This window comes from Plantibacter sp. ME-Dv--P-095 (genome assembly GCF_030209365.1).
Taxonomy (GTDB): domain Bacteria; phylum Actinomycetota; class Actinomycetes; order Actinomycetales; family Microbacteriaceae; genus Plantibacter.
Genome location: NZ_JARVSB010000004.1, coordinates 103,808 through 123,212, shown reverse-complemented (window position 1 = coordinate 123,212; position 19,405 = coordinate 103,808). Strand labels below are relative to the sequence as shown.

Annotated in this window: 17 protein-coding genes; 10 read left to right on the top strand and 7 right to left on the bottom strand. The window is 70.9% G+C overall.

What is annotated here, in order from left to right; genetic code table 11:
* The first annotated feature begins 62 nt into the window (after window positions 1–62).
* Window positions 63–1,292, top strand: coding sequence for a phosphotransferase (locus QRN26_RS05725; protein WP_082498478.1), 1,230 nt, complete (start codon window positions 63–65; stop codon window positions 1,290–1,292).
* Here the strand turns inward: QRN26_RS05725 and QRN26_RS05720 are convergent.
* Window positions 1,202–4,477: an ATP-dependent helicase gene (locus tag QRN26_RS05720; protein ID WP_285035819.1), complete on the bottom strand. Its 3,276-nt coding sequence runs from the start codon at window positions 4,475–4,477 to the stop codon at window positions 1,202–1,204. The two genes, QRN26_RS05725 and QRN26_RS05720, sit on opposite strands and share 91 nt — an antisense overlap.
* Window positions 4,474–7,647, bottom strand: coding sequence for a UrvD/REP family ATP-dependent DNA helicase (locus QRN26_RS05715; RefSeq protein ID WP_285035817.1), 3,174 nt, complete (start codon window positions 7,645–7,647; stop codon window positions 4,474–4,476). Before QRN26_RS05715 ends, QRN26_RS05720 begins: the two co-directional genes overlap by 4 nt.
* 140 nt (window positions 7,648–7,787) lie before the next feature.
* On the opposite strand from QRN26_RS05715, the gene QRN26_RS05710 reads away from it, so the two are divergent.
* Both QRN26_RS05710 and QRN26_RS05705 read left to right on the top strand, forming a co-directional pair.
* On the top strand, window positions 7,788–8,012 hold the full coding sequence (locus QRN26_RS05710; protein ID WP_056007232.1) for a DUF3107 domain-containing protein: 225 nt from the start codon (window positions 7,788–7,790) through the stop codon (window positions 8,010–8,012).
* Window positions 8,013–8,014: 2 nt separating this feature from the next.
* Entirely contained in the window at window positions 8,015–8,314 is a 300-nt protein-coding gene (locus tag QRN26_RS05705) for a hypothetical protein (protein ID WP_056007235.1), read from the top strand.
* A 75-nt stretch (window positions 8,315–8,389) separates the two neighbouring features.
* Here QRN26_RS05705 and QRN26_RS05700 read toward each other — a convergent pair whose 3' ends face one another.
* On the bottom strand, window positions 8,390–9,112 hold the full coding sequence (locus QRN26_RS05700) for a ferritin-like fold-containing protein (protein ID WP_082455859.1): 723 nt from the start codon (window positions 9,110–9,112) through the stop codon (window positions 8,390–8,392).
* A 136-nt stretch (window positions 9,113–9,248) separates the two neighbouring features.
* Here QRN26_RS05700 and QRN26_RS05695 point away from each other — a divergent pair, with 136 nt between their 5' ends.
* On the top strand, window positions 9,249–10,808 hold the full coding sequence (locus QRN26_RS05695; RefSeq protein ID WP_502927369.1) for a DEAD/DEAH box helicase: 1,560 nt from the start codon (window positions 9,249–9,251) through the stop codon (window positions 10,806–10,808).
* Between the two features lie 145 nt (window positions 10,809–10,953).
* On the opposite strand, the gene QRN26_RS05690 is transcribed toward QRN26_RS05695, so the two are convergent.
* Complete coding sequence (locus QRN26_RS05690) at window positions 10,954–11,808, bottom strand: PHP domain-containing protein (protein ID WP_056007244.1); 855 nt, start codon at window positions 11,806–11,808, stop codon at window positions 10,954–10,956.
* Between the two features lie 82 nt (window positions 11,809–11,890).
* Here QRN26_RS05690 and QRN26_RS05685 point away from each other — a divergent pair, with 82 nt between their 5' ends.
* Window positions 11,891–12,928, top strand: a complete 1,038-nt coding sequence (locus QRN26_RS05685) for an endonuclease/exonuclease/phosphatase family protein (RefSeq protein WP_285035810.1) — start codon at window positions 11,891–11,893, stop codon at window positions 12,926–12,928.
* Between the two features lie 41 nt (window positions 12,929–12,969).
* Window positions 12,970–14,367 (top strand): aminopeptidase P family protein, encoded by a 1,398-nt coding sequence (locus tag QRN26_RS05680; RefSeq protein ID WP_056007250.1) that lies wholly within the window; start codon window positions 12,970–12,972, stop codon window positions 14,365–14,367.
* 42 nt (window positions 14,368–14,409) lie between these two features.
* On the opposite strand, the gene QRN26_RS05675 is transcribed toward QRN26_RS05680, so the two are convergent.
* Window positions 14,410–14,913 (bottom strand): YflT domain-containing protein, encoded by a 504-nt coding sequence (locus tag QRN26_RS05675; protein ID WP_056778286.1) that lies wholly within the window; start codon window positions 14,911–14,913, stop codon window positions 14,410–14,412.
* Window positions 14,914–14,981: 68 nt separating this feature from the next.
* On the opposite strand from QRN26_RS05675, the gene QRN26_RS05670 reads away from it, so the two are divergent.
* From QRN26_RS05670 to QRN26_RS05660, 3 genes are read left to right on the top strand one after another with little or no spacing between them, the layout of a single operon-like run.
* Window positions 14,982–16,295, top strand: coding sequence for a magnesium transporter MgtE N-terminal domain-containing protein (locus tag QRN26_RS05670; RefSeq protein ID WP_056007255.1), 1,314 nt, complete (start codon window positions 14,982–14,984; stop codon window positions 16,293–16,295).
* Window positions 16,273–16,815, top strand: a complete 543-nt coding sequence (locus tag QRN26_RS05665) for a DUF1003 domain-containing protein (RefSeq protein ID WP_056007258.1) — start codon at window positions 16,273–16,275, stop codon at window positions 16,813–16,815. Before QRN26_RS05670 ends, QRN26_RS05665 begins: the two co-directional genes overlap by 23 nt.
* Entirely contained in the window at window positions 16,808–17,968 is a 1,161-nt protein-coding gene (locus QRN26_RS05660; protein ID WP_285035805.1) for an Mrp/NBP35 family ATP-binding protein, read from the top strand. Before QRN26_RS05665 ends, QRN26_RS05660 begins: the two co-directional genes overlap by 8 nt.
* A gap of 40 nt (window positions 17,969–18,008) precedes the next feature.
* On the opposite strand, the gene QRN26_RS05655 is transcribed toward QRN26_RS05660, so the two are convergent.
* Window positions 18,009–18,437: a twin-arginine translocase TatA/TatE family subunit gene (locus QRN26_RS05655; protein WP_056007264.1), complete on the bottom strand. Its 429-nt coding sequence runs from the start codon at window positions 18,435–18,437 to the stop codon at window positions 18,009–18,011.
* A gap of 71 nt (window positions 18,438–18,508) precedes the next feature.
* Here QRN26_RS05655 and QRN26_RS05650 point away from each other — a divergent pair, with 71 nt between their 5' ends.
* Window positions 18,509–19,141 (top strand): O-methyltransferase, encoded by a 633-nt coding sequence (locus QRN26_RS05650; RefSeq protein ID WP_056007266.1) that lies wholly within the window; start codon window positions 18,509–18,511, stop codon window positions 19,139–19,141.
* Window positions 19,142–19,228: 87 nt separating this feature from the next.
* On the opposite strand, the gene QRN26_RS05645 is transcribed toward QRN26_RS05650, so the two are convergent.
* The gene (locus QRN26_RS05645; protein ID WP_079002123.1) at window positions 19,229–19,402 is read right to left on the bottom strand and encodes a DUF3117 domain-containing protein; all 174 of its coding nucleotides are present in this window, start codon (window positions 19,400–19,402) and stop codon (window positions 19,229–19,231) included.
* Window positions 19,403–19,405: the final 3 nt, after the last annotated feature.

Below are 19,405 nucleotides of genomic sequence, written 5' to 3'. Positions count from 1 at the left end.
GACAACCTCTCTGAGGGCGTGGCGAGCACGGCTCGCCGGGACGGCCCCGTACCCTGGATGTCATGGCCAGATCCCATCTCACTCTAGCCGCGTTGGCCACCTCGGCCGTCGCCGACCTCCAGGTCCGCGGCTCCGGCGCGCACACCGCAGGAGGCGAGGGGAACTACGACGCAGCCCGACTCGTGACGGGCGACGGGCGCGAGCTGATCGTGCGCATCCCGACCTCGCAGCAGGCCGAGACGGAGCAGTCCGCCGACCTCATCGCCCTCCGCGCCCTCACGCCCGGGATCCGCAGCAGATTGCCGTTCGACGCACCGACGGTCGTCGGTCAACTCCCGGTGGACGGCACCCGCGCCGTGGTGCTCGACTTCGTCGCAGGCACCCACCTCGACCCGACCGCACTCAGCAGCGACGAGGTCCTCGCCGACTCGCTCGGAGCCGCGATCGCCGCGATCCACTCGCTCCCCACCTCGTTCGTCGCGGAGGCCGGCCTCCCCCTGCTGACGACGGAACTCATCCGCGCGGACGCACACCGCATCGTCTCCCGAGCGGCGGAGACGCGACTCCTCCCGACCGCCGTCCGCGAGCGCTGGCAGGCCGCGGTCGAGGACAACTCGCTCTGGCAGTTCCAGCCCACCGTCATCCACGGTTCCCTGGCCGCCGATCGGGTCCTCGTCATCCGCCAGGACGGCCACGGCCTCGTCAACGGCGTCCTCGACTGGGGCTCCCTCCGGGTCGGCGACCCGGCACTCGACCTCCATTGGATCGCGACGCTCGGCACCACAGGCGAACAGACACTGTCCACCTATGCGGCCTCGTGTTCCCGCGGCCCGGACCGGTTCGTGACCCTCCGCGCGAGGCTCTACGCGGAGTTGGAGATCGCCCGCTGGCTGTTGCACGGCCGGGACGGCCACGACGAGACGATCGTCGAGGACGCCGTCGCCATGCTCGACGGACTCGTGGACCGGGTGCTCGGCGACGTGACCGACCCGCTCGGGAGCAGCACAGGCCCCGTCCTGGCGGTCGACGAGGTCGAGGACATGCTCGACCGCACCCCCCTCGGATCGTCCTCCCCCGGCATTGCGATGCAGACCGACACCTACGACCGCTCAGAGCTCGAACGAGCCCTCGGCCGGGACACCGGAAGCGCCGACACCTCCGAGGACGAGGACCCGTCCGCGGAGGACGCGAACGCCACGGATCAGATCGACACCTCGTCGTTCGAACTCTGGGACGCCGCGGCCGCCCCGAAGGACCGCTCCCAGGCCGACAGGAGCTCCTCCTCCGAGTAGAGGCGTTCCGGCCGCAGCTGCACGTCGTGCGTAACGTAGTAGAGCACGGCGTCGATGCGCTCGGGGTCGACGTCCCGGTGGTGCGCGTAGGCGAGTCGGTACAGCGCGAGCTGGAACGAGGCGTTCCGCACCTCCTCAGGCGTCGTCGGCACGGCTCCCGTCTTCCAGTCGACGATCTCGAAGCGATCCCCACGCTGGAACACGGCGTCGAGCTTGCACACCACCAGGCGGCCGGTGTCGCCCAACGGAACATGGATCTCCGTCTCGACCTCGATCGGCCGCACATCCGCCCACTCCGAGGCGAGGAACCGTTCGACGAGTTCCTCGAAACCGATCCCCTCCGCCGCATCGACACCCGGTTTTTCGAGATCGAGTTCGTCAGGGTCCGCGTCCACGAGTTCCTGGAGGCCGAAGCGCTCGTAGTGCGCCTCGACCCAGGAATGGAACCGGGTGCCCAGTCGGGTCTGTCGGTAGGGCCGCTGGGGCACCGGGCGCCTGAGCCGCTCGAGCGCGGCCTCTGGCTCGGTGACGAACTCCTTGAACCTCGAGGCCGGGATCCGCACGGGGAGTTCGCCGCGCGCGCTGGTCGTCGCGGCACGGCGCCGTTCCTCGAGCAGCAGGGTCAGCTCGTTCTCGAGCGGTCCGAGGGTCGCCAGGAGTCCGGCCTCCGGGAGCCCGCGGCGTTCCTCGACCTCGGCCGCCGCCCGTTCCACGACGGCGCGACGGGGTCCGAGCGGGTCGAGCGGCCACTGCACCACGGCGGCGCCGGTGTCGATGGGGTTCTCCTCGAACGCCGACGCCGCGGGGAGGTCACCGATGACGCCGGCGTCGGCCAGTTCCTCGAGGTACGTGCTCGCCGCCCGAGGGCGTTTCCGCTCGCCGGACCAGAACGATCCGGTGAGCAGGAGGTCGTGTTTCGCCCGCGTGACCGCCACGTAGGCGAGGCGTCGTTCTTCGTCGAGCGCCCGTGCGGACAGCGCATCCGAGAAGGCGGCCTGGGCGTCGACGACCTCCTTCCGGGTCTCGGCCGTGCGCCAGGCGAACTCCGGGAGTTCCGCTGCGTCGCCGCGGAAGTCGTAGGGCAGGGTGCCGAGCCCGACCCACCCCTTGCCGTCCTTCGGTTTCGCCGGGAGCTCGTCGACGACGAGCCGCGGGATCACCACGTGATCCCATTCGAGTCCCTTCGACCCGTGGATGGTCAGGAGCTGGACGGCGCCCTGATCGGGCGCCTCACCGGCCGGACCGAGATCGTCCCGACCGAGTGACCGGTCGATCCAGGCGAGCAGACTCCCGAGGTTGACCTGCTCCTCGGCCGCGATGAACGAGATGATCTCATCGTGGAACGCCTGCAGCCGGGCGGACGCCCGCGCCGCAGAACCGGTCGACTCGTTCGCGACGACCTCGATGTCGAGTCGCAGCTCGCGCTCGACGGACCTCACGAGGTCGGGCAGGCCACTGCCCACCCGACGTCTGAGGGACGCGAACACGAGCCCGGCCTCGCGGAGCCGGGCGCGACCCTCCTCGGTGAACCCCGCCGCGAGTCCGGCCGGCACACGGTCGGCGGCGATGAAGTCGACCGCATCGATGATGGACCGTCCGTCGTCATCGGCGACCGACTCGCGGAGCCTGGCGGCGAGCTCGGCGTCGTACCGCTTCGTCTTCCAGTCGATGGCCTGCAGGTAGCGTGCCACCTCCACGAGGTGGCCGAGATCACGGACGCCGATCCGCCAGCGTGGACCGCTCAGGAGCCTGATGAGCGCGGATCCCGCGCCCGGGTCGTGGATGACGCGGAGCGCGGCCGTCACGTCGACGATCTCAGGGGACGAGAGCAGACCGCCGAGCCCGAGGATGTGGTGTGGCACGCCCAGCGCGGCCAGGCCGTCGGCGAAGTCCTGCATGGGCCGCCGGGCGCGGAACAGGATGGCGGCGGAACCGGCCGGATCTCCCCCGCGGTGGGCGAGCAGGCGGTCGGCGCACCATTCGGCGACCGCGCGCACCTCCTCGGTACTCGTCTCACTGACGTCGACCGAGAGCGACCCCTCACCAGCCCCCGGCTTCGGCTCGAGGTCGAGGACGCGCAGCCGCGCTGCCGCCTTCGCCTGCTGCTGGAGCGGGCGGACGAGGACGTTCGCCGCCTCGAGGATCCGGCGGTCGTTCCGCCAACTCGTCGACAGGTTGAACTGCGTCGCGGTGACCTCCCGCCCGAAGTCGCGGGAGAACCGGGCCAGGTTCGCGGCGCTCGCACCACGCCAGCCGTAGATGGACTGATGGGGATCGCCGACCGCCATGACGGGGTGGTCGGCGAACAACGTCGACAGGAGTCTCGTCTGCACGACGGAGGTGTCCTGGTACTCGTCGAGCAGGACGACGCCCGCTCGTTCGCGCGCGACCTTGGCGACCTTCGGCGACCGCTCGCACGCGGCCAGCGCGAGCGCGACTTGATCGGAGAACTCGACGAGTCCCTGCCGTCGCTTCTCGTCCGCGTAGCGCAGAGCCAGGTCGAGGAGGACCGGCAGCGCACCGACGACGGCGACCGCCTGATCCACATGTGCGTAGGAACCACGGCCGCCGTCGGGCAGCTCGGCGATCCCGACGAACTGCTCGACGAAGCCCAGCAGCTCCTCGGTCGTGCCGTCGATCTCCGCCAGTTCATGACTGAGCGAGAGGACGAGTTCGGCGACCTGGTCGACCGATTTGCCGAGGCTCGACAGCCGTTCGTCGCCGTGTCGGACGACGATGCGGCGCGCGAGCCGCCACGCCGACGCCTCCGACAGCAGGACGGACTCCGGTTCGCGGCCCACGAGGAGGGCGTTGTCGCGGAAGAGCGCGTTCGCGTAGGCGTTGTAGGTCGAGACGTCCGGGCGGTCGAAGAGGGCGTCTGCCGCGGGATCGAGGATCCCGACGTCCTGGAGGGCGGCGATCCGCTTCCCGATCCGGGCCGCGAGCTCCCCCGCCGCCTTCCTGGTGAAGGTGAGACCGAGGATGCCGCCGACGTCGACGTGGCGGTTGGCCAGCAGCCAGACGACCCTCGACGCCATCGTCTCGGTCTTCCCACTCCCCGCTCCGGCGACGACGAGCACCGGAGCCATCGGCGCTTCGATGACCTCCACCTGCTGTGCGGTCGGTTGCGGGAGTCCGAGCAGGCCTGCGAGGGTCTCGGCCGAATACGTCTGGTCCGTGCTCATGAGCTTACCGCTGGGACGACGTGGATCGCGCACTCGCCGAAGGCGAACGGGTCGTGGCAGTGGGTGCCGACCCGCGCCTCGAACACCGCGCCGGCCATGCCGATGGCGTCGGCGACCACGCGCTCGCGGAAGCGGTCGAGTGCCTCGTCGTCGAGCGCCGGTTGAGCCGGGTCGTAGTACTCCTTGCGCTTGGTTCCCGCCGAGACGACGATGAGCTTCGCCCCACCGCTCGGCATCCCTTCGGTGCCGGCGATCGCGCCGGACGCGAGGGCGAGCTGGTAGGCGCCGAGCTGAGCCATGTCGGCGACATCGCGATCCTGTCGGGGTGCCGAACCGCCCGTCTTGAGGTCGGCGATCACCACGCGCCTCGTGCCGTCGGTGGCCGGCACGACTTCGACGCGGTCGATCGACCCGCCGAGGACGGCTGCCCCGCCCAGCTCACCGATCGGGATACGGAGGCTGAACCGGCTCTCGTTCCCGATCGACGTCACCCCGGCCCGCTCCGCATCGTGCAGGTACGCGGACAGACGGTGGACGAGTTCCGCCGCCCGGCGCTTCGTCGCCTCGCCCTCCCAGGAGGCCTCGAAGTGCAGCTCGTCCCAGCGGTCCTCGACGGCCGCCCAGAGCGCCGACTCGTCGGACGACTCGGCGTGTTCGAGAGCGGCATGGACGATCGTGCCGAGTCCGGAGGCGAACCCCGACGCTCCGCCGCCCAGGCGGGCGATCGCCCAGTGCAACGGGCACTCCTCGAAGGCCTCCATGCGCGACGGGGAGACCGGGAGCTCCTCGACGGTCGGGTCGTGGAGCGGTTCCGTCGAGGTGGGATCCGCCACGCCGTACCACTCCTCCGGCGGCGCACCCGGTACGCCCGCCTCCGCGAGGATGGCCAGGGCGGACGCCGCCGCGGCGCGCTCCGCCGGGTCGGCGGGACGGACACGACGGGTGAGCGAGCGACGGAGGTTGCCGACGAGCCCACGGAGCGACAAGGGTGAGAGCGCCGCACGATGTGGGTCCGGTTCCGGAAGCAGGGTGAGGAACGGGCTCGCCTGGTGGTCGTCGTCGACGACCGCGACCACCATGAGCGACCGGTTCGCCCGCGAGGTCGCCTGCGCGAAGAGTCGGAGCTCGTCGTGCAGGACCGCCCGTCTGGCGTCGGCGGTGGGCGTCGCGGTGCCCTCCAGCAGCTCGACGAGCTCCGAGGCACCGAGCAGGGAGTCCCGGACCCGGAGGTTCGGCCAGACCCCGTCCTGCATCCCGGCGACCACGACGGTGTCGAACGCCGTCCCGACGAGGGCGGCCGGTGTCGCGATCGTGACCGCCTGCCGGAATCCCGTCGGAGCCAGGGAATCGTCGCCGACCGTCTGTTCGAGGAGTCGGTCGAGGAAGACGGATGCCGGGGTCTCGGGTTCGGACTCGACGAAGGTGCGTGCGGCGTCGGCCAGCTGCGTGATCGCGTCGAGGTCGCGGTTCGCCTCCTCGGCAGCCTGACCGCTGCCCTTCGACAAGGCCACCCAGCCGCGTTCGAGACCACTCCGGGACCAGAGCCCGTAGACGAGTTCCTCTGCCGAAGCCCCTGCCGCGGCCTGCGCGCGGGCCTCGGCGAGGCTGTCGGCGAGGGACCGGGCGCGGGCGGCCGACGGCGTCTCGAGTCCGATCAGCGCGCCGGGGACGGCGAACGCCTCTTCCAGCAGACGATCGGCGCTGCGGTCGAGCCCGTGCGCGAGGTCGGCGTGCCGGAGCGCCGCTCGGAGGCGTCTGACGCCGATCGAGTCGAGCCCGCCGAGGGCACTGTGGAGCAGCTCGGTCACGACTTCGGCGTCGAGCGGCGTGCGTCCGAGCGCGACCGACACGGCGAGGAGGACCGCCCTGACGAACGGGTGCTCCCGCAGTGGCGCTCCGCCGGTACTGGCCCGCGTGGGCACTTCGAGCGACGACAACCCGCGCTCGATCGCCGGGATGAGCCCGCCGCTCCGCACGACCACGGCCATCTCGGCCCACGGGACCCCGTCGAGCACGTGACGTTCACGGAGGAACCTCGCGATGACGGCGATCTGCTCGGCGGGCGACCCTGCGGCGACGGTGACGACGGGGCGCGCCTGAGCCGCGGCGTCCGCGATCGGTGCCGCGGCCTGCCGGTGGCGTCCGGCACCCGCCGTCCCGATGCGGTCGGTCACGCCGCGCACGGTCGCTCGGATGCCGGGGGTGCCGCGATGCACCTGTTCGAGGAGCAGCGTGTCCACGGGGCGGCCGAGCACCTCGCCGAACCGCCCGAGGGCGTCGGCGCGAGCACCGTGGAAGGCGCCGGTGGTGAGGTCGGGGTCGCCGAAGGCGACGATGGTGATCCCGTGGCGGGCGAGAGCGGCCAGGAGCTGCAGCACCCCGTGCGTCGCCTCCTGCGCATCGTCCACGAAGACCACCCGGAGCCGACCGAGGACACCGGTGCCCGGCTGCTGCTCGTCGAGGAGCCGTGCCGCACGCGCCAGCGCGGCAGCCGGTGTGAGGTGACCGCGCCAGTCGTCGGCCAGGAAGCCCTCGATGAAGGCGGCGGAGGCGATCCACTCCGGGCGGTCGTGGAGCGAGCCGAGCCGACGCAGCTCCGCGGGCGCGACGTCGTGTTCGACGCTCCGCTCCATGAGGTTGCGGAGTTCGGTGCGGAAGCCCTGGAGTCGCCTGACCTCGGGCCCGAGCTCCGCGGGCCAGACCGGGCCGGTGCCGTCCACCTCGTCGCCGAGGAGGCGTTCGGCGATGGTCTGGTCTTGCTCGCCACCGGTGAGCAGCCGGGGCCGCCCGGTGCCAGCGAACGCCCCCGACCCCGCGATGACCTCGAGTGCCAGGGAGATCGCCGTGCGGGCGAGCGACCCGGGCGTCGCCCTGCCGACCCGCGCCTCGAGGCGGTCGCGGAGGACTTGCGCGGAGGATCGGGATGCAGCGATGACGAGCAGTTCGTCGGTACCGTAGCCGCGAGCGTGCACGCGCTCGGCGACCGCCTCGACGAGCGTCGTCGTCTTCCCGGAGCCCGGCGCACCGAGCACCACGGCCGACCGTGCGTCCGGGAGCCGCAGCACGGCGGACTGCGCGTCGTCGAGTGGGACGAGGGCCTCGACGGAGGCCGCGCGGTGCTGGTCGTGGACCGCGACCGTTGGGAGGTCGGAGGCGTCGGAACCGGTCATGGACCGCACGTTACCGGAGCCCGCCGACATCGTCGCGACCCGGGGCGGCGTTCCGGTGTTCGCTGACAGCAGGCGACCGCGGCCGGTCCGTCGACGATGACTCCCGTAGTCTTGCCCTACGCAACCGAAAGGCACTCAAAGTGGAAATTCGCATCGGAATCCTCAACAGCCCTCGCGAGATCGGCTTCGAGACCTCGCAGCCCGCCGCCGAGATCGAACAGGCGGTCAAGACCGCCCTCGAGACGGATGCGAAGCTGCTCTCGCTGAAGGACGACAAGGGCACCAGCTACCTCATCCCGACCGCGGGCATCGGCTATGTCGAGCTCGGAACCGAGGAGTCGCGCCGCATCGGATTCGTCGGCTGATCATGGAGCTCCTCTTCGTCGTGCTCGGCGGCGCCATCCTCGGGCTGGCCGTCCGCTACCTCCTGCCGGGCAGGGACCAGCACGGAGCGGCGCTCGTCCCGGCGGTCGCCACCCTCGTCGCCGCCGTCGTGTGGGTCGTGGCGACCTGGGCCGGCATGGCCTGGGACGGCGGTTGGATCTGGGTCGCCGCCTTCGGCGCCTCAGCGATCGTGAGCGTCGTGGTCGACATCGTGCTCGTGCGTGTCCGCACCGCATCCGACGACGCCATGCTCGCGCGGCTCCAGCACGGGGTCACCGTCTGACGCGCCCGCCAGACCGAACGATGCCGCCGCTCCATCCGGAGCGGCGGCATCGTTCGTCGGAGGTGGTGACGTCGTTCAGGCCGTCAGACCGAGGGCGTCCATCCTCCTCGTGTGGTTCGCGATGAGCTCCGTGTAGATCGGTTCGACCCTGGCGTCGTCGGGCAGGGCCTTGCTCTCGGTCACGAGCGCCGACCTCGCGACGAGCATCGTGTCGCCGAGGAGGCGTCGTCCCCACATCGCGAGGGTCGAGGCACGTTCCGGGTGGGAGGCGATCACGCGGTGCAGGATCCCGACGAGCGGGTCCTCCTCCGGACCCGGGGCGACGATCGCCGCGAGGTCGCGGGCGTCCGCTCCGTCGAGGCCGCGCGCGAGCTCCGCGAAGAACTCGTCGAGGAATCCGCGGGTGACGAGGATGCCGAGGAGGAGTTCGTCCCACGTGCCGGTGCGCAGGATCGCCTGGAACTCGTCGCGGGACCTGGCGAACGGTGCGAGCACCGCGGTCGGGTCGTCGTTCGTCCGGCGGAGCCAGGCGAGGAGCGCCTGGTGTTTGCGCAGGGCGGTCGCGGCCGCCTCGGCGAGCGTCTCGCGATCGGCGTCGCTCGGGGCGTGTTCGACCGCGAACGAGAGCGTCATGAAGAAGCCGAGCTGCAGTTGCGCCACCTGACCGAGGTAGTCCGCCGTGCTCGGAGCGAGTTCGTGGAGATCGACGCGAGTCGCCTGGACCGTGTCGCCGCGGGAGCGCAACCGAGGCGTCTCCGTGCCGGGACGACGCCGACGTCGTGCAAACCAACCTGCCATGCGACCACCCTATCCGTCGTGCGCCGATCACCGTGTTCCGCGCGCCCAGCGGCCTCTCGGGACCTCCCGGGTAGAATAGCCGTGCCCCGGCGTCGGATCGGGGCCCTACACCTGTGTGCAATCGAAGGTGTAGACCATGACTGCACTGACAGGTATCTCCGTGACTTTCTCTGATCTCGGTGTCGACCAAGACATCGTCGACGCCCTCACGTCCAAGGGCATCATCGACCCATTCCCCATCCAGGAGCAGACGATCCCCCTGGGACTCGCCGGCCAGGACATCATCGGCCAGGCCAAGACGGGAACGGGCAAGACCTTCGGGTTCGGCATCCCGATCGTCCAGCGCCTCGGTCTCGACCCGGCACCCGGCGTCAAGACGCTCGTCGTCGTCCCGACCCGCGAGCTCGCCGTCCAGGTGTCCGAGGACATCGAGATCCTCATCTCGAACCGGTCCACGACGCTCGTCTCCATCTACGGTGGCAAGGCCTACGAAGGCCAGATCGAGCAGCTGAAGGCCGGCGCCCAGATCGTCGTCGGCACGCCCGGCCGACTCATCGACCTCAACAACCAGCGCCTCCTCGACCTCTCGGGCATCACCGAGATGGTGCTCGACGAGGCCGACAAGATGCTCGACCTCGGCTTCCTCGCCGACATCGAGAAGCTCTTCTCGAAGACGCCCGCCGCGCGCCACACGATGCTGTTCTCCGCGACCATGCCCGGTCCGATCGTGGCCCTGGCCCGCCGCTTCATGAGCAAGCCGATCCACATCCGCGCGAGCGACCCCGACGAGGGGCTCACGCAGGCCAACATCAAGCACCTCATCTACCGCGCGCACTCGCTCGACAAGGACGAGGTCATCTCGCGCATCCTGCAGGCCGAGGGTCGCGGCAAGACCGTGATCTTCACGCGGACCAAGCGTGCGGCCGCGAAACTGGTCGAGGAACTCAGCGACCGCGGGTTCAACGCCGCAGCGGTCCACGGCGACCTCAACCAGGAGCAGCGCGAGCGCGCGATGGCGTCCTTCAAGGCAGGCAAGCGCGACGTGCTGATCGCCACCGACGTCGCCGCCCGTGGCATCGACGTCGACGACGTCACCCACGTCATCAACCACACGATCCCCGAGGACGAGAAGACGTACCTCCACCGCGTCGGCCGTACCGGTCGCGCCGGGAAGACGGGTATCGCCGTCACCTTCGTCGACTGGGACGACCTCCACAAGTGGGCGCTCATCAACCGCGCCCTCGAGTTCGGCCAGCCGGAGCCGACGGAGACCTACTCCTCGAGCCCGCACCTGTTCACCGACCTCGGGATCGCCGAGGGCACGAAGGGCCGGCTGAAGCCCGCCAAGGCCGTCGAGCCCGCTCCGCGCCGCGAGGGTTCGCGGAGCGCAGGCGGACGCGACGGTTCGCGGGGCAGCGGCGGACGCGACGGTTCGCGGACCAGCGGCGGTCGCGGTGGTGAGCGCGGCGGACGCGGAGGCGAGCGCACGCAGCCGAGCAGCACCCGGCTCGAGTCCCAGCCGAGCACCCGCGCCCACTCGCGGACGCACGACGCCGCCTCGACCGACACCGTCGACCGCAGCGCGCCCGCAGCAGGCACCCACGACGGCCACGGTCCGGAGCACCGCGACGGCAACAGCGCTCCCCGCCGTCGCAGCCGGACGCGCCGCACCGCACCCCCGGCCCCCACGGCGTAGATCCGTCACGCAGAACGCCCGCACCCTGAGGGGTGCGGGCGTTCTACGTGTCGCGAGCGCTCCGCTTGGAGCTGGATACCCCCGTGCGCACGTCGGCAAGCTCGGTGACCGAAGGACGTTCGACCGGGACGCCGGCAGCGCCGGATCAGTCGGGCAGGACGGGTTCCGAGCCGGTGGCCTCGTCGACGATGCGCCGGACGACGTCGATGTCCGTGGTGTTCTCGCCGAGGCGGTTCGGCTTACCGGTCCCGTGATAGTCGCTCGAACCGGTCGCCACGAGGCCCAGCTCGGAGGCGATCCGCCGCACGACGACCTTGCCCTCCTCGGTGTTCTCGCGATGCTCGATCTCGAGCCCGAACAGTCCCGCGTCGGCGAGTTCGCGGAAGTACGGCTCAGGCAGCATCCGGTCGCGGCCGGCCGGGACCGGGTGGGCGATCACGGGCACACCACCGGCGGCGCGGACGAGCTTGACCGCGGTCAGCGGGTCGGGGGCGTAGTGCGGCGCGTAGTACCCCGTGCGCGGATGCAGGATGCCGTCGAAGGCCTCACCGCGGTCCGCCACGATGCCGAGGGCGATCAGCGCGTCGGCGATGTGCGGACGACCGACCGTCGCACCCTCGCGGGTCTGCGCGAGGACGTCGGCCCAGGAGAGCGGGTAGTCGCCGCCGATCCGAGCCACGATGGCCTCGGCCCGGCGCAAGCGGGACTCGCGGATCTTGGCGGTCTCCTGGAGGAGGTCGCCGTTGAGCGGATCGATGAGGTAGGCGAGCAGGTGCACGCTCCGCCACTCGTACCGGGTGCTGAGTTCCATCCCGGGGAGCAGGGTGATGCCCTGCCGACGCGACTCGACGGACGCCTCGGCCCAACCTGCGGTCGAGTCGTGGTCCGTGAGGGCGATGGTGCCGAGCCCCGCGGCGCCGGCCGCGCGCATGAGTTGCGTCGGCGTCTCCGTGCCGTCCGAGACACTCGAGTGCGTGTGCAGATCGGCGGGACCGTGCATGTCTCGAGCGCTCACCACGGTTCCACCCTAGTCGCAGCTCGTCCTCCGGTGACTCCCAGACCGCTCGCCTACGCTGGCGCGAATGCTGAAGACCGTCGGTGCCGTCATCGCGGCCGTGATCGCGACAGCGGTCACGGTCCTGCTCGGCGTCGCCATCCTGCCCGGCCTCTTCGGGCTGGAGCAGACGCAGATCATCGTCCAGCTGAGCGCGTTCCGGCTGCTGCTCGCGATCCTGGCGGCGGGCGCCGCCCTCCTGGCCGTCGTGGTGGGGGTCCTGCTCAGGGGATCCCGCCGGGTGCTCCCCTTCGTGCTCGCCTCGGCGCTCGCCGTCGTCTCGGTGACCGGCGCCGTCGTCACCGCGAGTCGAGGCGTCGACGACCGGGTGGTCGCGGGCGAGGCGACCGACCTCGCCGACCAGGTCACCGTCCTCGCGTGGAACACGCTGGGCGACGCGGTAGACCCGGGGACGATCGCGGCCATCGCGGTCCGTGAAGGTGCCGACGTCGTATCCCTGCCGGAGACCTCCGCCGCGGCCGCCGGTGCGGTGGCCGCCGCGATGACCGCCTCCGGCCGACCGATGGTGGCCCATTCGACGGCATCGGACGCCCACGGGACGAGCCTGCTCGTGAGCACCGGGCTCGGCGAGTACGCGATCCGCGCCCCCTCCCCGACCGGGTCGACGGCCATCGAGGACTCGGAGACGCTCGTCGCGGACCCGGTCCTCGGTCGTGGACCGACCCTCGTCGCCGTCCACACGACGGCCCCGCTGCCGAGCCGGCTCGACGACTGGCGCGCGGAGCTCGCCGACCTCGCCGGACGTTGCGTCGCCGGCACCGACGTCATCATGGCCGGCGACTTCAACGCGACGCTCGACCACCTGGCCGGTCTGCGAGGCGACGGCGACCTGGGCGACTGCGACGACGCCGCGGCTGCGGACGCCGCCGCAGGGCTCGGCACCTGGCCGACGGAGCTACCCGCCGTCCTCGGTGCGCCGATCGACCACGTCATGGCCAGCCCGACGTGGGTGTCCGTGTCGGCCCATGTGTTGACCGACGTCGACGGCACGGGCAGCGACCACCGACCGGTGGTCGTGACCCTGCTCCCCCGGACCCCACGCTGACCGACGGGCCGGCGCATCGGTCCCGGTGCGACAATGGAACCATGGCGACTTCCGCAGACACATCCAGTTCGAACACCGTCCAGACCGAGGCGACCTCCAACCGGGCGGCCGCCTGGTCGGAAGGCTTCCGCGCGTTCATCGGCACCGGCTGGGCAGACCGCCCCGAGGTGCTCCCCGAGCCACGCGAGACGGCGAGCCTCGCCGCGGCCCGTCGCGACCGGCTGTCGGCGCTGTTCCCCGGCCAGCGCCTCGTCCTCCCCGCGGGTGGGATGAAGCAGCGCTCGAACGACACCGACTACCTCTACCGGGCGCACTCGGCCTTCTCGTACTACACCGGCTGGGCAGCGGATGCCGAGCCGGACAGCGTGCTCGTCCTCGACCCGGAGGAGTCCGGCCACACCGCGACGCTGTACTTCCGGGAGCGGGCAGGGCGCGACACCGACGAGTTCTACACGAACGCCGCCATCGGCGAGTTCTGGATCGGAGCCCGCCCGTCGCTGGCCCAGGTGGCCGCCGATCTCGCGATCGCGACCGCAGACCTCTCGGCGTTCCACGCGGACGCGACCGACCTGACGGTCGACGTCGACGCCGACCTCACCCGGGCGGTCTCCGAGATGCGCCTCGTGAAGGACCGGTACGAGATCGCTCAGATGCGCCTCGCCGTCGATGCGACCGCGAGAGGGTTCGACGACGTCATCGCCGAGCTGCCCAAGGTGCTCGCGCACGAGCGTGGCGAGCGCATCGTCGAGGGCGTCTTCGCGGGTCGCGCCCGTGCCGACGGGAACGGCGTGGGCTACGAGACCATCGCCGCCGCCGGACCCCACGCCTGCATCCTCCACTGGACGCGGAACGACGGACGGGTCCTCCCGGGCGACCTCATCCTGATCGACGCCGGCGTGGAACTCGACAGCTACTACACGGCGGACATCACGCGGACCATCCCGGTCTCGGGCACCTTCACGGAGGTGCAGCGTCGGGTGTACGAGGCGGTCCGTGAGGCCGCAGACGAAGCCTTCGCCATCGTCCGCCCCGGCATCCGGTTCCGCGAGGTGCACGCCGCGGCGATGGCCGTCATCGCCCGGAAGACGGCCGAGTGGGGACTGCTCCCCGTGACCGCGGAGGAGGCGTTGCTCAAGGAGAACGAGCAGCACCGGCGGTACATGGTCCACGGCACGAGCCACCACCTCGGGACGGATGTGCACGACTGCGCCCAGGCGCGGCGCGAGATGTACGCCGACGCGGTCGTCGAACCGGGCATGGTGTTCACGATCGAGCCCGGGTTGTACTTCCAGGTCGACGACCTCACGGTCCCCGAGGAGTACCGCGGCATCGGCGTCCGGATCGAGGACGACATCCTCGTGACCGAGGATGGCGCGGAGAACCTGTCCGCCGGCATCCCGCGCACCGCCGACGAGGTCGAGGCCTGGCTCGCCCGCTGAGGCCCGCCCGTCGTTCCGCCGCTCGGCGTCCGACGCCGCGGGTCAGCCCGCGTCGGACGCCGGGCCACGCTCGAGCAGGTTGCGCGCCCGGTTCGCGAGCTCGTCGCCCACGACGAGGTCGTACCGCGTGGCGATGACGAGCGTGGCCGAGGTGTACTCCTGACGCTTCCGCGTCACCGAGTAGGAGACGATGCCGAACAGCATGCCGAACGCGGCACCCATGAGCACCGCCGCGCCCAACAGCATGAGGTTCGTCTCCGGGTTGAAGATGACGAGGACGAGTCCGAGGAACAGACCGAGCCAGGCGCCGCTGACGGCACCGGCGCCCGCGGCACGCCCGTAACTGAGCCGCCCGGTCACGCGTTCGACGCTCTTCAGGTCACTGCCCACGATCGAGATCTCTTTGACCGGGAAGTCGGTGTGCGCGAGGGAGGAGATCGCGGCCTGCGCGGACTCGTAGCTGTCGTAGCTGGCCACCGTCTCGCCTCGCGGGATGACGCCGAGCGCCGGGGCGCCCTTGCGGCCGAACTGTCGCGGATCACTCATGCCTCCATCCTCTCATCCCACCCCGAGGGGTCCGTCCTGGCAGGCCACCGGCGGGTAGGTTAGTAGGCGTGAGTGCAACCAGAGTGTTCGTCGCCAGGCTCGCCGGGTGCACCGTCTTCGACCCCGCGGGCGATCGTGTCGGCAAGGTCCGGGACGTGCTCGTCGTCTACCGCACCGGCAAATCCCCGCGCGTCGTCGGCCTGATCGTGGAGATCCCGGGCAAACGTCGCGTCTTCGTCTCCATCGGACGCGTCACGAGCATCGGTGCCGGGCAGATCATCACCACCGGCCTCATCAACGTCCGCAGGTTCGAACAGCGCGGCGGCGAGGTCCGCGTGATCGCCGAACTCTTCGGGCGGCGCGTCGTCTTCCGGGCGAACGGCGAGGAGGCGACGATCGAGGACGTCGCGATCGAGGAGCAGGGCCCTGGCGAGTGGCAGGTGTCGCAACTCTTCGTCCGACGCCCGAAGACCACCGCCTCGCCCTTCGTCAAGGGCCCGACGACCTTCGCCACCTGGAACGAACTGCGGGAGGAGCAGGAGCTCGGTGAGGCGCAGTCCGCCGAGCAGCTGATCGCGACGTACGCCGATCTGAAGCCGGCCGACCTCGCCAACACCCTCCTCGACCTCCCGCGCGATCGGATGATCGAGGTCGCCGAGGAGCTGTCCGACGACCGGCTCGCCGACGTGCTCGAGGAGATGCCCGAGACCGACCAGGTGCACATCCTCGCGCAGCTCGACGACGACCGCGCCGCCGACGTCCTCGACCAGATGCAACCCGACGACGCGGCCGACCTCATCGCCCAGCTCCCCGAGGATCGTGGTGAACACCTCCTCGAGCTCATGGAGCCGGAGGAGGCCGAGGACGTCCGCATGCTCCTCCGGTTCGATCCGGAGACCGCGGGTGGGCTCATGACGACCGAACCGATCATCCTCTCCGCCGACGCGACGGTCGCCGAGGCCCTCGCGTCGATCCGGCGCTCCGAGCTGGCCCCCGCACTGGCCGCCGGGGTCTGCATCACGCTTCCGCCGTACGAATCGCCCACGGGCCGGTTCCTCGGCATGGTGCACTTCCAGCGGATGCTCCGGTACCCGCCGCACGAGCGGCTCGGGACGCTGCTCGACCAGAGTCTCGATCCGGTGGGGGTCCGCACCTCGGCCGCCGAGGTCTCGCGCATCCTCGCGAGCTACAACCTCGTCCAGGTCCCCGTCGTGGACGAGCAGCATCGGCTGCTCGGGGTCGTGACGATCGACGACGTGCTCGACTACCTCCTCCCCGACGACTGGCGGAGCATCGACGAGAACGACGAACTCCCGGCTGCGGAACAGCGCATCGGATCGAACGGAAGGAGGGCAGGTCGTGGCACGAGCTCCCCGCAATGAAGTCCGACTCGACGCACCCAAGGGGCTGCGCAGCTCCGTCCGTTCCATCCGGCGCGCGCCCGCCTCGCGCGACCGCTTCGGACGGTTCACCGAGTGGATCGCCCGGGCGATGGGGACGCCCTGGTTCCTCGTCGGCCTGACCCTCTTCGTCATCCTCTGGATCGCCTGGAACACGTACGGCCCGATGTCCCTCCGGTTCGACTCCGTCGACATCGGCTTCGTCGCGCTGACCCTGGTGCTGTCGCTCCAGGCGTCCTACGCCGCGCCGCTCATCCTGCTGGCTCAGAACCGTCAGGACGACCGCGACCGCGTGCAGATCGAACAGGACCGTCAGCGGTCCGAGCGCAACCTCGCCGACACCGAGTACCTCGCCCGCGAGGTCGTCGCGCTCCGCCTGGCGCTCAAGGACATGGCGTCAAAGGACTTCATCCGCGCCGAGCTGCGTTCCCTGCTCGAGGAGCTGGACCGGGACCGCACCGATCAGCCCGAGCACGACGGGCCAGAGCGCCGGCGTGGCTGACGCGGAGCTCGCCGACCGGATCAGGACGGCGCTCGGACGGGTCATCGACCCCGAGATCCGCAAGCCGATCACCGAACTCGACATGGTCGGCGCGATCGACGTCGACGATCAGGGCGCGGCCGACATCACGATCAAGCTCACCATCGTCGGGTGCCCGGCGGCGACGAGCATCGAACGCGACGTCCGGGAGGCCGCCGCATCCACCCCCGGGGTGACGCAGGTCGCGGTGGACGTCCAGGTGATGTCCACGGCGGAACGGCAGGCCCTGACCGACCGTCTCCGCGGGGGCCGCGGCGCGCGAGGCGTCCAGTTCGGTCCGGACTCGCTGACGCGGGTGTACACGGTCACGAGCGGCAAGGGTGGTGTCGGCAAGTCCACGGTGACCGCCAACCTGGCCGTCGCCCTCGCCGCCCGAGGCCTGCGGGTGGGGCTCGTCGACGCCGACGTCCACGGCTTCTCCATCCCGGGTCTGCTGGGCCTCGTCGAGAACGGCGTCGCTGTGAAACCGACCCAGGTCGGTGACATGATCCTGCCGCCCGTCGCGCACGGCGTGAAGGTCGTGTCGATCGGCATGTTCATCGACGCGCCGACCGACGGGACCACCGCCGTCGCCGTCGCCTGGCGCGGCCCGATGCTCCACCGCACGATCCAGCAGTTCCTCACGGACGTGTTCTTCGGCGATCTCGACGTCCTGCTGCTCGACCTCCCCCCGGGCACGGGTGACGTCGCGATCTCGATCGGTCAGTTGCTCCCGCACGCCGAGGTGCTCGTCGTCACGACGCCGCAGCCGGCCGCCGCCGAGGTCGCGGAGCGCAGCGGGGTGGTGGCACGGCAGACCGGCCAACGCGTGTACGGCGTCATCGAGAACATGGCGGGCCTTCCACAGCCCGACGGCAGCATCCTGCCGTTGTTCGGCACCGGTGGCGGCGAGGCACTCTCGACGAGGCTCTCCGTCGGTCAGACCGAACCGGTACCGCTGCTCGCCTCCGTCCCGCTGAGCGTCACGCTCCGGCAGGGCGGCGACACCGGACGACCGGTCGTGCTCTCGGACCCGGCGGATCCGGCGGCCGCCGAGATCCTCCGTCTGGCGGGGCAGCTCGCGGGCCGTCCACGTGGCCTGGCCGGGAAGCGTCTGGGCGTCAGCACGAGCTGAAGCGGCCGGCGCGGAACGCGCCGCGCAGGACGCTCCGGACTCAGGTGGCTTCGAGGTCGAACGGCGGTGCCGCCGTCTCCCCGGCGGCCAGGCGGCGGAGACGCTCGTCGGTCGACGCCTGGATCGACTTCGGTTTCTCGAGGGACGGGGCGGTCGCGGCCGCCGCGGCTGCCGGCGCAGCAGCCAGGGGCGCGGTCGTCGGCGTCACCGGCGGCTCGTCGTCGAGCAAGGCTTCGCGGATGATGCGCCGGGGATCGTACTGTCGGGGATCGAGCTTCTTCCAGTCGACCTCGTCGAACTCCGGGCCCATCTCCTCGCGCATCCGGTCCTTCGCGCCGGAGGCCAGGTCGCGGAGGGTCCGGACGAGCCTCGCCAGCTGGGACGCGTAATACGGCAGACGCTCGGGACCGAGCAGGAACACGGCGATGACCCCGATGATGAGGAGTTTGTCGAACGTCAGACCGAACACGTGATCAGACTACCGCGCGAGCCTCAGCTCGCGGAGCCCTTGCAGGCCATACGCTGAGATCCGGAGGCAAGGTGTCAGAACACAATCTCAACTGGAAGTACGCGGGCGACGTGGTCGTCGAGAGTGCTGCGATGCACACCGCTCGTGCGCACGCGCACGAACTCGGCGTGGAGGCGATCTCCCCGGCGATCGGCGCACAGCTCGCGGTGGTCGCCGCGGCGACCCGTGCGGAGTCCATCGTCGAGGTGGGCACCGGGACGGGCGTCTCCGGACTCTGGCTCCTCCGTGGCGCCACGAACGCGGTGCTGACCTCCATCGACACGGAGATCGTCCACCAGCAGCAGGCTCGGGCGGCGTTCACGGAGGCCGGCATCACCACCAACCGTATCCGCCTCATCACCGGCAGCGCGCTCGACGTGCTGCCCCGGATGAACGAGAACTCCTACGACCTCGTCCTCGTCGACGGCGATCCGGGATCTGTGATCGAGTACGTCGAGCATGGCCTCCGACTCGTCCGGCCCGGCGGAACCGTCCTCGTGCCGCACGCACTCTGGCGCGGCAAGGTCGCCGACCCGACGCAGCGCGACGAGACCACCGGCCTCTTCCGATCGCTCGTCCAGGAGATCTCCGCGTCCGACGCGGTCGTCAGCGCCCTCTCCCCCGCCGGAGACGGTCTGCTCCAGATCACCAAGCCCGGCGTCTGAGCCCGAGTACGACGAACCGGCCGCCACCCTCGCCCTGGGGCGATGATGACGGCCGGTCCTCAGCTCATGCGGCGTCGGTGACGGGGCTCAGCCCGCGCTCACCACACCCGCGAGTGCATCGTGCAGTTCTTGAGCCTCTGCGTCGTTGACCGACACGACGAGACGCCCTCCCCCTTCAAGAGGCACTCGCACGATGATGAGCCGACCCTCCTTCACGGCCTCCATTGGCCCGTCTCCGGTGCGTGGCTTCATTGCGGCCATGCG

Bases quoted from the DNA above. Each gene is read 5' to 3' on its own strand.
- QRN26_RS05685 (WP_285035810.1), top strand. From the start codon at position 11,891: ATGCTGAAGACCGTCGGTGCCGTCATCGCGGCCGTGATCGCGACAGCG.
- QRN26_RS05725 (WP_082498478.1), top strand. From the start codon at position 63: ATGGCCAGATCCCATCTCACTCTAGCCGCGTTGGCCACCTCGGCCGTC.
- QRN26_RS05680 (WP_056007250.1), top strand. From the start codon at position 12,970: ATGGCGACTTCCGCAGACACATCCAGTTCGAACACCGTCCAGACCGAG.
- QRN26_RS05705 (WP_056007235.1), top strand. From the start codon at position 8,015: ATGGAGCTCCTCTTCGTCGTGCTCGGCGGCGCCATCCTCGGGCTGGCC.
- QRN26_RS05700 (WP_082455859.1), bottom strand. From the start codon at position 9,112: ATGGCAGGTTGGTTTGCACGACGTCGGCGTCGTCCCGGCACGGAGACG.
- QRN26_RS05695 (WP_502927369.1), top strand. From the start codon at position 9,249: ATGACTGCACTGACAGGTATCTCCGTGACTTTCTCTGATCTCGGTGTC.
- QRN26_RS05675 (WP_056778286.1), bottom strand. From the start codon at position 14,913: ATGAGTGATCCGCGACAGTTCGGCCGCAAGGGCGCCCCGGCGCTCGGC.
- QRN26_RS05690 (WP_056007244.1), bottom strand. From the start codon at position 11,808: ATGCACGGTCCCGCCGATCTGCACACGCACTCGAGTGTCTCGGACGGC.
- QRN26_RS05715 (WP_285035817.1), bottom strand. From the start codon at position 7,647: ATGACCGGTTCCGACGCCTCCGACCTCCCAACGGTCGCGGTCCACGAC.
- QRN26_RS05720 (WP_285035819.1), bottom strand. From the start codon at position 4,477: ATGAGCACGGACCAGACGTATTCGGCCGAGACCCTCGCAGGCCTGCTC.
- QRN26_RS05645 (WP_079002123.1), bottom strand. From the start codon at position 19,402: ATGGCCGCAATGAAGCCACGCACCGGAGACGGGCCAATGGAGGCCGTG.